Annotated in this window: 13 protein-coding genes; 6 read left to right on the top strand and 7 right to left on the bottom strand. The window is 68.9% G+C overall.

The window, feature by feature from the left end; genetic code table 11:
• Positions 1–44 precede the first annotated feature (44 nt).
• Positions 45–524 (top strand): Cys-tRNA(Pro) deacylase, encoded by a 480-nt coding sequence (gene ybaK, locus ABZX37_RS44605; RefSeq protein WP_354750357.1) that lies wholly within the window; start codon positions 45–47, stop codon positions 522–524.
• Here the strand turns inward: ybaK and ABZX37_RS44600 are convergent.
• The 3 genes from ABZX37_RS44600 to ABZX37_RS44590 all read right to left on the bottom strand — a co-directional run bounded on the left by ABZX37_RS44600 (position 521) and on the right by ABZX37_RS44590 (position 3,422).
• Complete coding sequence (locus tag ABZX37_RS44600) at positions 521–1,240, bottom strand: class I SAM-dependent methyltransferase (RefSeq protein WP_354750355.1); 720 nt, start codon at positions 1,238–1,240, stop codon at positions 521–523. The genes ybaK and ABZX37_RS44600 overlap by 4 nt on opposite strands.
• Positions 1,241–2,061: 821 nt before the next feature.
• Positions 2,062–2,670, bottom strand: coding sequence for an alpha/beta family hydrolase (locus ABZX37_RS44595; protein ID WP_354750353.1), 609 nt, complete (start codon positions 2,668–2,670; stop codon positions 2,062–2,064).
• Complete coding sequence (locus tag ABZX37_RS44590) at positions 2,667–3,422, bottom strand: SOS response-associated peptidase (protein WP_354750351.1); 756 nt, start codon at positions 3,420–3,422, stop codon at positions 2,667–2,669. Before ABZX37_RS44590 ends, ABZX37_RS44595 begins: the two co-directional genes overlap by 4 nt.
• Positions 3,423–3,534: 112 nt before the next feature.
• On the opposite strand from ABZX37_RS44590, the gene rsgA reads away from it, so the two are divergent.
• From rsgA to ABZX37_RS44575, 3 genes are all read left to right on the top strand, one after another.
• Positions 3,535–4,557 (top strand): ribosome small subunit-dependent GTPase A, encoded by a 1,023-nt coding sequence (rsgA, locus tag ABZX37_RS44585; protein WP_354750374.1) that lies wholly within the window; start codon positions 3,535–3,537, stop codon positions 4,555–4,557.
• Between the two features lie 240 nt (positions 4,558–4,797).
• On the top strand, positions 4,798–5,706 hold the full coding sequence (locus ABZX37_RS44580) for a hypothetical protein (RefSeq protein WP_354750349.1): 909 nt from the start codon (positions 4,798–4,800) through the stop codon (positions 5,704–5,706).
• A 151-nt stretch (positions 5,707–5,857) separates the two neighbouring features.
• Positions 5,858–6,655, top strand: coding sequence for a hypothetical protein (locus ABZX37_RS44575; protein WP_354750347.1), 798 nt, complete (start codon positions 5,858–5,860; stop codon positions 6,653–6,655).
• A gap of 74 nt (positions 6,656–6,729) precedes the next feature.
• Here the strand turns inward: ABZX37_RS44575 and ABZX37_RS44570 are convergent, their stop codons facing one another.
• Together ABZX37_RS44570 and ABZX37_RS44565 are read right to left on the bottom strand one after the other, a co-directional pair.
• Complete coding sequence (locus tag ABZX37_RS44570) at positions 6,730–7,221, bottom strand: hypothetical protein (protein ID WP_354750345.1); 492 nt, start codon at positions 7,219–7,221, stop codon at positions 6,730–6,732.
• A complete protein-coding gene (locus tag ABZX37_RS44565) occupies positions 7,218–8,615 on the bottom strand; it encodes a wax ester/triacylglycerol synthase family O-acyltransferase (RefSeq protein WP_354750343.1) in 1,398 nt (465 codons plus the stop codon). Before ABZX37_RS44565 ends, ABZX37_RS44570 begins: the two co-directional genes overlap by 4 nt.
• Positions 8,616–8,649: 34 nt before the next feature.
• Between ABZX37_RS44565 and ABZX37_RS44560 the strand changes: the two genes are divergently transcribed.
• Positions 8,650–9,414, top strand: coding sequence for an RNA methyltransferase (locus tag ABZX37_RS44560; RefSeq protein WP_354750341.1), 765 nt, complete (start codon positions 8,650–8,652; stop codon positions 9,412–9,414).
• Here the strand turns inward: ABZX37_RS44560 and ABZX37_RS44555 are convergent.
• A complete protein-coding gene (locus tag ABZX37_RS44555) occupies positions 9,407–9,790 on the bottom strand; it encodes an HAD-IA family hydrolase (protein ID WP_354750339.1) in 384 nt (127 codons plus the stop codon). The genes ABZX37_RS44560 and ABZX37_RS44555 overlap by 8 nt on opposite strands.
• A gap of 170 nt (positions 9,791–9,960) precedes the next feature.
• Between ABZX37_RS44555 and ABZX37_RS44550 the strand changes: the two genes are divergently transcribed.
• A complete protein-coding gene (locus ABZX37_RS44550; protein ID WP_354750337.1) occupies positions 9,961–10,440 on the top strand; it encodes an Rv3235 family protein in 480 nt (159 codons plus the stop codon).
• A 215-nt stretch (positions 10,441–10,655) separates the two neighbouring features.
• On the opposite strand, the gene secA is transcribed toward ABZX37_RS44550, so the two are convergent.
• A complete protein-coding gene (gene secA / locus ABZX37_RS44545) occupies positions 10,656–13,571 on the bottom strand; it encodes a preprotein translocase subunit SecA (protein WP_354750335.1) in 2,916 nt (971 codons plus the stop codon).
• Positions 13,572–13,804 lie beyond the last annotated feature (233 nt).

The following is a 13,804-nucleotide window of genomic DNA, read 5'->3' as shown; positions in this document are numbered from 1 at the left end:
CGTGCCGACCGGGCATTCCCGGCCTGTTTCGTAGACTTCCCCGCATGGCGGGCAAGGGCACTCCGGCGACGGCGCTGCTGCAGAAGCAGAAGGTGACGCACACCGTGCACACCTACGACCACGATCCCCGGGCGGAGTCGTTCGGCCTGGAAGCGGTGGAAGCGCTGGGCCTGGAACCCGGACGGGTGTTCAAAACGCTGGTCGCGGACGTGGACGGGAAACTCGTCGTCGGCGTGGTTCCCGTCACCGGCCAGCTGGACCTGAAAGCCCTGGCCGCCGCGGCCGGAGGCAAAAAGGCGAAAATGGCCGACCCCGCCGCTGCCCAGCGGGCCACCGGGTACGTCCTCGGCGGAATTTCGCCGCTCGGCCACCGGAGCCGCCTGCCGGTGGTCCTGGACGGCTCTGCGCTGAACTACCCGACGATGTTCTGCTCCGGTGGCCGACGGGGTCTTGAGGTGGAGTTGGACCCGGCCGAGCTGGTGCGCCTCACTGGTGCGGTGGTGGCCGGGATCGCGGCGGGTTAAGCCGCTTCCAGAACGAAGAACAGGAAGCAGAGGAAAGCTTCCTTGCCCTGCATTTCGTCAGGGAACTTCTCGCGCGCGCCTTCCGCCGGATACGGCTCGCTGACCACTGACGTGCGGAACCCGGCCTTGGTGAATTCGTCGGTCATCGCGTGCAGCGGACGGTGCCAGTACTCGAGCACGCCCTTTTGGCCGTTGAAGGCGTACTCCTCGGACCACCGTTCGGTGGCGAAGTAGTTGCCCTCGGGATGGATGATTTTGTAGATAACCGGGTGGTTGACCGCCAGGATCAGCCGCCCGCCAGGCCGGATGATCCGCCGCAATTCCGCCAGCGGCGCGGTCCAGTCCTCCAGGTAGTGCAGGACCAAGGCCGCGATGACGTCGTCGAACTGCTGGTCGGCGTAAGGCAGCGGCTGGCTGATGTCGGCGACCCGGAGGTCCGCATCTTCGCCGAGCCTCTGCCGCGCCAGGCGGACCATGGTGGCGCTGAAATCGAACCCGCTCACGTACGCGCCTCGGTCCCGCAACGAGGCGAACAACGGTCCCGCGCCGCAGCCCGCGTCGAGGATTTTACGGCCGGTCACGTCGCCAGCGAGGTCCAGAATCGCTGGCCGGGTGTAGTAGGCGTTGATGAGACTGTGCTCGGTTTCGATCGCGTAGGCCTCGCCGAAGGTGTCGTAGTCATTGGCGAGGCTCTCGTCGGAAGCGTTGGCAGTCATGAAATCCACCCTGGCACGGGCGATGCTCCTCGCGCCGCCGCTCGGCCTCGCCCCGTCTTGTTTTACCGCCGCCAGGAAGACGATCTGGCATACGCACCACCGAACCTCCCGACATCGCCGCCGCCGAACACACGGAACCGTGGCTCGTCGCCGCGGAGTGCACCAATTACGCAAGCTCAGGCACCGGGGAGAGGGGAATGCGCACCTGCCCCACGTCGCGGCGGTGGTCGTCAGCCACCAGGCCGTGCCCGCGAGACAGTTGCTCGCCACAGCCAACGCAAGAAACAGCTGCTCACCGCCGTACGCGCACGCCCGCCAGACCCCCACCGGAAAGCCGCCTTTGCCGAAGCCCCGGAGACCCGACCGGACAGGCGCACCCCCGCCCTCCACTGGGGGGCTGCCCTTGCCCAGTCTATCCGCCACCCCCGACTGAAAACCGGGTTCTCCCTCAGTTGCCCACAGGCCAGCCAAGCTGTGGATAACCCGGCCGAATAGGTGCTGACCTGCAGATTTGCCGGGCGGAACTATCCACAGCCCACCGAGTGGAGTCGCCAGTACGGCGCAGTGAGACGAACACGGCCAAACGGTGCGCAGCCACCACCAGGCGACGAGTCAGCGGAACCGATCGCACGCGATCCGCCGCAGGCAAACCCGCGAGCAAGAAACCTGACGAAGGCACCGCGCCCAGGCCGGTCACAAACGCGGCGGCAGGACCATCAAAAGCGGAGTCGAGAACACGCCGTCCCCATCGCAGAAACACCGACAGCCAGCAGGCCCCAGCCGCAATCAACCCACAGAAGCCAAACCGAGAACCAACCCCATCAAAGATGCGGCCGAACAACCCGCCCCAACCACTCCGCCGCCGCCCGCGCCACAGCGTCCAGATCGCTCGCCAACGTGTGATCCCCAGCCACCACCACAATCTCATGATGCGGCGCAGCCGAAGGCCTCCCGAACGGATCCCGCTCCCCCTGGATCACCAGCGCGGGCACCTCGACCGCATCCAGCTCGGCCTGCCGCGATTTCTCCGGTTTCCCCGGCGGATGTTCCGGAAAAGCCAAGCACAACACCGCGACCGCCTGCCCGGCCGAAGCCGTCCGGCAAGCGACCCGCGCCCCGGAGGAACGACCGCCGAACACCAGCGGCAGATCATCGAACCGGGCGGAAACCTCGTCCGCCACGGTCAGCCAAGCCGTATCCAGTTGCTTAGCCGGAGCAGGAGCCCGACGGCCAGCCACCCGGTAAGGCTGTTCCACCAGCGCCACATGCATCCCGGCCGCCTTGGCCGCCTGGGCCACCGCCACCAAGTCTTTCGCGCCGATGCCGCCGCCGGCACCGTGGCCGAGGAGCAGGACTGCGTCGCCGTCGGGTGCGCAGTGCAGCTCGACCCGTGCGGGTCCGTGTTCGGTGTCGATCTCGAGGGTGGTCATGACAGGTCGAACAGCGAGTCGACGGGCTGTTCGTTTTCCGTGCGCCGCAACAGTTCCGGGCCGTTGTTGCGGACGTTGTTCACCAGGCTCGACACCGGCCGCAGTTCCAGTGATTCCACGACCGCGGGCGAGGTCGGCACCATCAGTTCGTCCACTTCGGACCGGTCCGGGTCCAGCCAGCCCGTCCAGTGCTCGCGCGGCACGATCAGCGGCATCCGGTGATGCACGTCGGTGAGCTGGCCCTCGGCGTCCGTCGTGATGATCGAGAAGGTGATCAGGGGCTCGGCGTCCTTGTCGTCCTTGGGGCGCCAGCTTTCCCAGATTCCGCCGAAGGCGAGCGAACTCCCGGAGGGATCCGTCATGTAGAACGGCTCCTTCTCCTTGCCCGTGCGCCGCCACTCGAACCAGCCGTCGGCGGGAACCAGGCACCGCCGCGACGCCAGTGCGCGCTTGAACGCGGGCTTCTCCTTCGCGGTTTCCGCGCGGGTGTTGATCATCCGCGAACCCGCCGAAGGATCCTTGGCCCAGAACGGAACCAGGCCCCACCGCATGATCCGCAGCGAGCGCTCCGCCGGTTCGTCTTCCAGGACGAGCCCGTCGGCGTCGCGGGGATGCCGCTGCACCACGGTCACGACGTTCTTGGTCGGCGCGACGTTGTGGTCCACTCGCGCCCGGCCCTCGGTCAGGTCGACCGCGGCGAACTCCTCGACCAGCTTCGCCGGGTCTTTCGTCGCGGCGTAACGGCCGCACATGCCAACCTCCTCGGGGTGCCTCGAGCGCCATCGTCGCACGCAAACCGGGCCCGGCGCGACCGGCATGGGATCATTCGACCAGGCAAAGGGCGACCGGGAGGACGTGGGCGGCTTGGGGCGAGGCGACTGGAGGCGGCTGGACGAATCCGACGTGCGGGTGCGTCCCGGCAAGGGCACCAGGCCACGCAGCAAGCGCAGGCCCGAGCACGCCGACGCGGTCACCGCGATGGTGATCGGCAAGGACCGCGGCCGCTGGACGTGCGCGGTCGACGCCGACCCGGACCGCGTCGTGATGGCCATGCGGGCCCGCGAAATGGGCCGCGTTTCGGTGGTTGTCGGGGACACAGTGGCGCTGGTCGGCGACGTCTCCGGACGGCCGGACACCCTCGCCCGGATCGTCCGCGTCGACGAGCGCTCCAGCGTCTTGCGCCGCACCGCCGACGACACCGACCCGTACGAGCGCGTGGTCGTCGCGAACGCCGCGCAGCTGCTGATCGTCACCTCGCTGGCCGACCCCCTCCCCCGGCCCGGATTCATCGACCGCTGCCTCGTCGCCTGCTACGCGGGCGGCCTGGAACCCGTGCTGTGCCTGACGAAAGCCGACCTCGCCAGCCCGGATTCGCTGCTCGCCGGCTACGCGGGCCTGGACGTCCCGGCCATCGTCAGCCGGCACGACGAGGAGCCCGAGGGCCTGCGCGAACGCCTCGGCGGCCGGATCACCGCCCTCGTCGGCCATTCCGGAGTCGGCAAGTCGACATTGGTCAACCGGCTCGTGCCCGCCGCCGAACTGGCGACCGGCGACGTCAGCTCGGTCGGCAAGGGGCGGCACACCTCGGTGGCCGCGGTCGCGTTGCCGCTGGCTGGCGGGGGCTGGGTGGTCGACACCCCTGGCGTCCGCTCGTTCGGGCTCGCGCACGTGACCGCGGACGACATCGTCAACGCCTTCGAGGAGTTCGCCGAGGCCGCCGAGGAATGCCCGCCGAACTGCGGCCACCTCGGCCCGCCCGAGGACCCGGATTGCGCCCTGGACGCCGTGGTCGCCGACGGCAACGCGGGTGCGGACCGGCTGGCGTCGCTGCGCAGGCTGCTGGTGTCGCGCGCGGGCGGCGGCGGGGACCTCCGCACTGAATCGTGACCTGGAGACGGTAACCTCGCGCGGCTGTCACCGATATGCGGGTGTATGCCCGGCAGGGGGACAAACCGGGGGGAAATTCCTCCGCCTGGAGGGAACCTTTTCCCGCCGGGCGGCGTCACAGAAGCAACCTCGCGGAGTCACCCCGCCAGTGGCCCGCGCGCCGGACCGCAAGGACGCGGCCCTCAAGGCCGACCGGCGACAACGCAGGTGAAAGACCGATTCCTTCCTAGGGGGAGAACCATGCGCAAGACCACGACGTTCGCCGTCGCCGCCGGTGCGGCGCTGGCGCTGGTGCTGACGGGCTGCGGCTCGAGCGCCGAGAACGGCACTGCGGCCCCGGCCGGGCAGGCCAAGGACGGCGGGTCCGGCCTGGCGTCGCCGTTCAGCGACGCGCTGAAGCTGGCCGACGCGGCCAAGCAGGGCACCGAGAAGGCCAAGTCGGCGAAGATGTCGATGGACATGTCCATGGGCGGCCAGTCCATGAAGGCCGAGGGTTCGATGCGCTTCGACGGCGAGAACTCCGCCATGACGATGACGATGAACACGCCGCAGGGTGCCACCGAGATGCGCTACGTCGACAAGACCCTCTACATGAAGGTCCCGGCCGAGCAGGCCAAGCAGTTCGGCAGCGACAAGCCGTGGCTGAAGATCTCGCCGGACGCCAAGGACCCGATGTCGCAGTCGTTCAGCAAGGCCATGTCGCAGTCGACCCAGCAGAGCGACCCGACGCAGATCCTCGACCAGGTGTCGAAGGCCGGCCAGATCATCAGCGCCGACCAGGTCGAGCTGAACGGCGAGAAGGTCAACCACTACAAGGTGGAGCTGGACGTCAGCAAGTCCATCGAGACCTACTCCAAGGGCCAGCCCGCCGAGGTCCAGGAGCAGATGAAGAAGATGCTCGCGGGCAAGAACATCAAGATCCCGGCCGAGATCTGGATCGACAAGGACCAGCTTCCGCTGCAGGTCACGATGGACCAGTCCGAGATGATGAAGTCGATCGGCTCCTCGACCGGCTCGAGCGCCGCGGCGGCCGCCGGCGGCAAGATCACCGTCAAGTACACCGACTGGGGCAAGCCGGTCGACGTGGCCGCGCCGGCCGCCGACCAGGTCACCGACTTCGGCGAGGTCATGAAGAAGATGGGGCGCTGATCCCCGGAGCTTTTCGCGGGCCCCGAGCCATCCCGGCTCGGGGCCCGTTTTTTGTGCGTTACTGCCGGTAGCACGCGTTCCCCCGAACGGGTCGGCCCCGCGCGTTGTGCTTGGCTGGAGGCACTTACGGCCGGTCAGAGAGGGTTTTCGGATGCGCAGGACGGCCGTCGCGGGTGTCGCCGCGCTGCTGGCGATCGCCTCGGCGGGATGTTCCAGCACCCCGGAACCGCAGCGCTTCACCGACGCCCGCACGCTCGCGGACGCCGCCTCCGCCGCGACCTTGGCCGGCCACACCGCGAAGTTCACCGCTGACGTCACCACCGGCACCCTCGTGTCCCACGGGAAGGGCCAGGCGAAATTCGACCGCGCCGGAACAGCTCTGTCGATGACAACGGACTACGTCGGCGAGCCGCTCGAACTGCGCCTGGTCGACAAGACGCTGTACGCGAAGGTCCCGGAAAGCGCGCGGGACCAGGTCAGCGACCACAAAGCGTGGGTGAAGGTGTCGCCGGACGGCACCGATCCGCTTTCGCAGGTGCTCGGCGGCAGCCTGGCGCAGCTGGCCGAGCAGAACGACCCGGCACGCACCCTGGCGCAGGTCCGCACGGCGGGAACGGTGGCCTCCAGCGAGGAAACCACCCTCGACGGCGCCGCGGCCGAGCACTATCACCTGACCGTCGACCTGGCGAAACTCGGCTCCGAGCTGCCCGGCGGCCTGCCCGCCGAAGCGCTGACCCGCCTCGGCGACCGCGGCAAGACGGTCCCGTTCGACCTCTGGCTCGACGCGCGGCACCGGCCGATGCAGCTGGTCCTGGACCTGACGCCGGTCATGCAGGCCACCGGCCAGACCGGCGTCGCCACGGTCAAAGCGCGCTACACGGACTGGAACTCGCCGGTCACGATCGCCGCCCCGGCCCCAGCCGACATCGGCATCCTGACCGGCGGCTAGGTCGGCGTCAGCTGACGTGCCGTGAAGGACTCCTTGAGGGAATCTGATTCCCTCAAGGAGTCCTTCACGGACCGCTAGAGCAGTTCGAGCAGGAAGGGCAGTTCCTGCAGCGCGTACCAGGCCAGCTCGTGGTCTTCGGCGTCGCCGAGGGTGAATTCGGCGTCCTCGTCGCCGAGGTCCGCCGCGTCGATCACCGCCGCGGCGGCGGTCACCGCGTCCTCCGCCTCGGCCGAGTCCACGTGGATCGCCGCGATCTGGGACTTCGGCACCGGACCGGCGAGCCGCACGACAGCGGCGTCCAGGTCCGGGCGCAGCGTCGCGTCGTCGACGTCCACCGAGACCACCGCCCGCCGCGGTTCGCCTTTTTCCTCAGCGGCGATCAGGCGCAGCGAGGCCCGGGCCGCGTCCAGCAAAGCCGCGTATTCCAGTTCCTCGTCGGAACCGCTCGCGTACGCCTCGCGCAGGGCGGGCGTCAGCGCGAAACCGGTGCCGCTGCGAGCGCGGAATTCGCCATTGGCCTCCAGGTCTCGCAGCATCGCGATCGTCGCAGGCAGATAAACCCTCACCAGTGCGCACCCTTCAGCTCTTCAAGCGCTTCTTCGATCATCCCGCCGAGCAGCCCGACGTCGAACGCGGCCTTGCGGTCGCCGTTGAGTCCGAAGTAGACACCGCCGTGGTAGGAGGTGACCCCGATCGCCAGCGCCTGCGTGCGCATCAGCGGCATCACCGGGTACATCTCCACCAGTCTCGCCTCTCCGGCGTACATCGGCACCTGCGGCCCCGGCGAATTCGTGATCATCAGGTTGAAAATCCGCCCGGACAGCGATCCGCCCGCCCGGGCGCCGAGCGAGTGCAGCGTCGCCGGCGCGAACCCGCTCACCTTCAGCAACCCGCGCGCGGCCACCGATCTTCCCGAATTCAGGTGCTCGGCCATCGCGTGGCCGAGGTGCTGCAGCCGCAGCACCGCGCTCGGCTCGCCGACCGGCAGGTCGATCAGGTACGCCGCGACCTGGTTGCCGACCAGCGCGGGCGTGGCGAACTCGGCGGTTTCGGCGTCGGTGACCGCCATCGGCACGAGTGCGCGCACGGTCTCGGTCGGCGTGAGGTTCTCCCCGCGCGACAGCAGCCATTCCCGCAGCGCACCGGTGATCGCGGCCAGGATGACGTCGTTGACCGTGCCGCCGTGGTCCGCGCGGATCTTGCGGAAATCCTCCAGCCGCGTGCGCACGACCGAGAACACGCGACCGCCCGACACCCGGACGTTCAACGGTCCGGACGGAGCGGGCCGCGTGATCGTCGCCGCGACGCCACCGAGCGTCTCCACGGCTTTGCTCACCGTGGTCACCGCGTCGCCCGCGATCGAGCGCACGTTTTCGATCAGCTCGCCGGGCCGTTGGACGGTCTCGCTCATCGCGTCGAGGACCAGTTGCGTACGGCTCGGTTCGCGCCGCGGCGTCCACATGTCCTCGAACGGCTCGGGCGGTTCGGGGGTCTCGTCGAGGATCAGCTGGCCGAGGTCGATCGTGCCGACACCGTCCACAACGGACTGGTGCGTTTTCGTCACCATCGCGACCCGGTCGCCGGACAGTCCCTCGACGAAATACGCCTCCCACAACGGGCGTTCCGGCGCGAGCCGCCGCGACATCAGGCGCGCGACCAGGTCGAACAGCTGGTCGTCGCTGCCCGGCTGGGGCAGCGCGGAGCGGCGGACGTGGTAGTTCAGGTCGAAGTCGACGTCGTCCACCCACACCGGGCGCGCGAGGTGCCCCGGCACGGCGAGCACGCGCTGGCGGTAGCGGGGCAGGAACGCCAGCCGCGCGCCGACGAGGTCGAGCACCTGCTCGTAGGTGAAGCCGGACGACGGCCGCTCGAAGATCGCCACGCCCCCGACGTGCATCGGCGTCGTCTGGTCCTCGACGTACAGGAACGAGGCGTCCAGCGCGGACAGGCGGTCGGGCATGAGCCGATCCTTACACAATGCGAGACTGGCCGGTGTGGGTGATGAGCTGGCGGGTTCGCCGAAAGACCGCTTCCTGACCGTTTACGGGCGCAAGCCCGTGCTGGAGGCGCTGGGCGATCCGGACCTGCGCGTGGACAAGGTGATCCTCGCCGACACCGCGCGCGGCCCCGCCGCCGCGGAGATCCAGCGCGCCGCGAAAGCCGCCGGGGTGCAGGTGCAGCGCGCGAGCGCGCACCGGGTGAAAGTGCTGGCCGGCAACGGAAAACAGGACCAGGGCGTACTGGCCGACGTCGTCGCGCCGCGCATGCGCGGCCTCGCCGCGGCCCTCGACGACCGCCGCCCGCCCGCGCGGCTGCTGCTCCTCGACGGCATCACCACGCCGGCCAACGTCGGAATGATCCTGCGCACCGCGACGGCCGCCGGATTGTCCGGCGTGATCGTGCCGCGCCGGGGCGTCGCCGCGCTGGACCCGATGGTGGTGAAGTCCTCGGCGGGCGTTGCCTTCCGGGCACCGGTGCTGCGCTGCGGATCGGCCCGGGAAGCGGCGGAAATGCTGGTGGAGGCCGGTTACAGCCTGTTCGCGCTGGGCGCCTCGGCGGGAACGTCGGTGTTCGACGTGGAGCTGCCGCAACGGTCGGCGTTCGTGCTGGGCGGCGAAACCGAAGGCGTCGGCGAGGCGGTGGCTGAGCTGGTGACGGAGTGGGTGTCGATCCCGATGCCCGGCGACGTCGAATCGCTGAACGTCTCCGCGGCTGCGGCCGTGCTGTCGTTCGAACTCGTGCGGCGCGGAGTCAGCTGAACAACGCCGCGAGTTCGTCGAGGGTGTCGGTGATGGTGCGATGGTGCACGCCGACCATGCCCGCGGCGACGGCCCCGCGCACGTTCCGCTCGGCGTCGTCCACGAAAACACACCTGGGCGCCGCCAGCCCGATCCGCTCGGCCGCGACGAGGTAAATCTCGCGATCCGGCTTGGCCACCCCGACCTCTCCGGAGAAGACGAGCGCGTCAAAGTATTGCGCCAGCTCGGTTTTCACCCCCGGCGCGGCTCCCGGCGCGTTCGAGACGAGCGCGGTGCGGGTGCCGTTCGCGCGGGCGTCGCGGAGGTATTCGTAAAGAAGCGCGGCGTCCGGGTCGGTTAGCACTCCGGCGTAGTCGACTAGCAAGCCTTTCAGCACTTCGCCAGCCTATCTGCCCTTTCGGCCGCGCGAGGCCCTATAGCGCATCAGGCAGATCCCGTCCGCACCGTTCTGCCCTTTTCGCCGGATCAGGCACTCCTCGTCCCATCGCGCGGCGGCCGCGCGCACCACTACGCGGGTGGACGTCCATGTTTCGGGAGGGAACTTCAATGACGAACCACAGTCTCCGGCCGCTGTCCGCTGTTCCGGAGACCCAGGGCCGACGAACGCATCGCCGTACTGCGTGGCCTTCGCCGTACGATCTGCCGCCTGCCGGGCATCGGTTGGTGCGGCTGACCGATCCGCCTACCGGGCGGCGGCTCGGCCAGCGGCTGAACGCCATTCTCGAGGTCCTCGCCGGGCGACGGTCGGCCGGGCAGATCCGCCCACTGGTGGACGAGGCGTTGTTTTCCCGGCTCAGCAGCCAGGGATTGATGCCGGGCATTCGCCACCACGTCGCCGGGGATCTGCGCGTTTGCCGTCCGACCGAGACCGCGCTGGAGACCAGCACGATCATTCATTCCGGGCCTCGCGTGCTGGCATTGGCGGCCCGGTTCGAGCGCACGCGGACGGGATGGGTGTGCACGCGGTTTCACGTGCTCGCGCCGCGGACCGAGGGCGCGCAGGCCGGACGGCCGTCAGTCGCCTGAGTGGGACACGTGTCCTGACAAACGGGACAAGGGTCCTGCATTCGCAGAAACCAAGAGGGTCTTGTTTCGCGGGCATCCGGGCGGATCACTGCGGTCCAACCCGCTTGCCGGTCGACCCAAGTCCACTGTGGACCCAAACGACAGAACGGCAGCACGAGCGATCTCGTGCTGCCGTTCTCAGTCATACCGTCCACAGTGGACGGGTCAGGGGTGCGTCAGCGACGCGGCCCCTTCTTGCCCTTCTTGGACTGCGCCCGCTCGGCGGCCCGGCGTTCCCGTCGGGTGCCGCCGCCGCCCGCTTCCGCGTCGTTCGCGCTGTCCGAATGGGACTCGACGCCGCCGCCCTCGGAGGGGCCGGACATCGTCAGTCCTGATTGGGCACCGCCGCCGAGTCCCTTGCCGCGCAAGGCGGACGGGACCGAGTCGGAGTCGGTGGCCGGCGGCTGGGGCGGGGCCGGGCGCGCGTGCTTGCCCCCGTCCTCGTCCTGGTTGCCGAAGGAACCGGCCGCCGCGGCGGTCGCGGACGTGACACCGCCCGGGAGCGCCGACGGTTCCGGCTGCTGCGCGGTTTCCGGCTCGGCGCGCTCGACCTGCAGGTTGAACAGGAAGCCGACGGCCTCCTCCTTCAGCGAGTCGAGCATCGCGCGGAACATGTCGAAGCCCTCGCGCTGGTACTCGATCAGCGGGTCGCGCTGCGCGAGCGCCCGCATCCCGATGCCCTCCTTGAGATAGTCCATCTCGTAGAGGTGCTCGCGCCACTTGCGGTCCAGCACGGTGAGCATGACCTGGCGCTCGAGGCGGCGCATCGAGCCTTCCTCGCCGACCAGTTCGTCGATCTCGGCCTCGCGCTTGGCGTACGCGTCGAGCGCGTCGTCGACCAGTGCCTGGGTGAGGCCTTCCGCGTCGAGGTCGCCGTCCTCGACCAGGTCGTCCCAGTCGAGGCTCACCGGGTACAGCGTCTTCAGCGCGGTCCACAGCTGCTCGTGGTCCCAGTCCTCGGCGTAGCCCTGGGACGTCGCGCCCGCGGCGTACGCCTTCACCACGTCGATGATCATGTGCTCGATCTGCTCGCGCAGGTCCTCGCCGCCGAGCACGCGCAGCCGCTCGGCGTAGATCACCTTGCGCTGCTCGTTCATGACCTCGTCGTACTTGAGGACGTTCTTGCGCGTCTCCATGTTGAGCTGCTCGACCTGGGTCTGCGCGCTCTTGATCGCCTTGGAGACCATCTTGTGCTCGATCGGCACGTCGTCCGGCAGCCGCATCGTGGTCATGATGCGTTCGACCAGCACCGCGTTGAACCGGCGCATCAGGTCGTCGCCCAGCGACAGGTAGAACCGCGATTCGCCGGGGTCGCCCTGCCGTCCGGAACGACCGCGCAGCTGGTTGTCGATGCGCCGCGACTCGTGCCGCTCGGTGCCGAGCACGTAGAGCCCGCCCGCCTCGCGGACTGCGTCGGCCTCGACCCGCGCCTCTTCCTTGATCTCCTCGAGCACCTTCGGCCACGCGGCCTCGTACTCATCGGAGTGCTCGACCGGGTCGAGGCCGCGCTCGCGCAGCACCTCGTCGGCCATGATGTCCGGGTTGCCGCCGAGCACGATGTCGGTACCGCGGCCCGCCATGTTCGTGGCGACGGTGACCTGGCCCTTCTTGCCCGCGCGCGCGACGATCAGCGCTTCCTTGTTGTGGTACTTCGCGTTCAGCACCTCGTGCGGCACGCCCAGCTTGAGCAGCAGCTTCGACAGGTGCTCGGACTTCTCCACGCTCGTGGTGCCGACCAGCACCGGCTGGCCCTTTTCGTGCCGCTCGGCGATGTCCTCGGCGACGGCCTCGAACTTGGCCTGCTCGTTCTTGTAGATCAGGTCGGCGCGGTCCGCGCGGACCATCGGCCGGTTCGTCGGGATCGGCACCACGCCCAGCTTGTAGGTCTGGTGGAACTCGGCGGCCTCGGTCTCGGCGGTACCGGTCATGCCGGACAGCTTCTTGTAGAGCCGGAAGTAGTTCTGCAGCGTGATCGTGGCGAGCGTCTGGTTCTCCGCCTTGATCTCGACGCCTTCCTTGGCCTCGATCGCCTGGTGCATGCCCTCGTTGTACCGGCGGCCGACGAGGATGCGCCCGGTGAACTCGTCGACGATCATGACCTCGCCGTCGCGGACGATGTAGTCCTTGTCCTTGTGGTAGAGCTCCTTGACCTTGAGCGCGTTGTTCAAGTAGCCGACCAGCGGGGTGTTCGCCGCCTCGTAGAGGTTCTCGATGCCGAGCTGGTCCTCGACGAACCGGACGCCCTTCTCGGTCACCGCGACGGTGCGCTTCCGGACGTCGGTCTCGTAGTGGTACTTCGAGTTGATCAGGTTGGCCTTCTCGACCCGCTCGCGCGTGCCCATGGTGGTGGTGTCGATGCCCTGCATCAGCGGCGCGAGCCGGGCGAACTCGACGTACCACCGCGACGACTGGTCCGCCGGGCCGGAGATGATCAGCGGGGTGCGCGCCTCGTCGATGAGGATCGAGTCGACCTCGTCGACGATCGCGAAGTTGTGCCCGCGCTGCACGCACTCGTCGAGCGACCACGTCATGTTGTCGCGCAGGTAGTCGAAGCCGAACTCGTTGTTCGTGCCGTAGGTGACGTCGGCGTTGTAGTGCTTGCGCCGTTCCTGCGGGTCCTGCTCGGCGATGATGACGCCGACCTCGAGACCGAGGAAGCGGTGGATGCGGCCCATCCACTCGGCGTCGCGCTTGGCGAGGTAGTCGTTGGTGGTGACGACGTGCACGCCGTCCCCGGGGATAGCGTTCAGGTACGCCGCGAGGACACAGGTCAGCGTCTTGCCCTCGCCGGTCTTCATCTCGGCGACCTGGCCGAGGTGCAGCGCGGCCCCGCCCATGAGCTGGACGTCGTACGGCCGCTGGCCGAGCACCCGGTGCGCGGCTTCCCTGGCGACGGCGAACGCCTCCGGCAGCAGCTCGTCCAGGGATTCGCCCTTGCCGTACCGCTCGCGGAACTCGTCGGTCTTGGCCCGCAGTTCGGCGTCCGACAGGTCCTTCACGTCGTCTTCGAGGGTGTTGATGTGATCGGCGATGTTGCGCAGCCGCTTCACCATCTTGCCCTCGCCCGCGCGGAGCAGGCGGTTCAGCACCATCCGGTCGACCTCACTAGCTGATCATGATCGAGCCCAGGCCGTTCCCGGGCAGTACTCGCCACGGCTGGCGCCCGTGTGCGCCGCCGCCGTCTCCCCCATCGTAGGGAACGCGGACTGGTCCGCGCACGCACGTCATCGCAGAAGGTCACGAGAGGTTTGCACAGGTCCCGACGAAGGTCGTGCCGCGAGCCGTGCTCCGGGCACGCGGACGGCCCGCACGCGTTCGCGTGCGG

Origin of the sequence: Amycolatopsis sp. NPDC004079 (assembly GCF_040610415.1) — a bacterium.
GTDB lineage: Bacteria > Actinomycetota > Actinomycetes > Mycobacteriales > Pseudonocardiaceae > Amycolatopsis > Amycolatopsis halotolerans.
The sequence above is the reverse complement of the archived record's forward strand: the minus strand, read 5'-3'. Positions and strand labels throughout refer to the sequence as shown.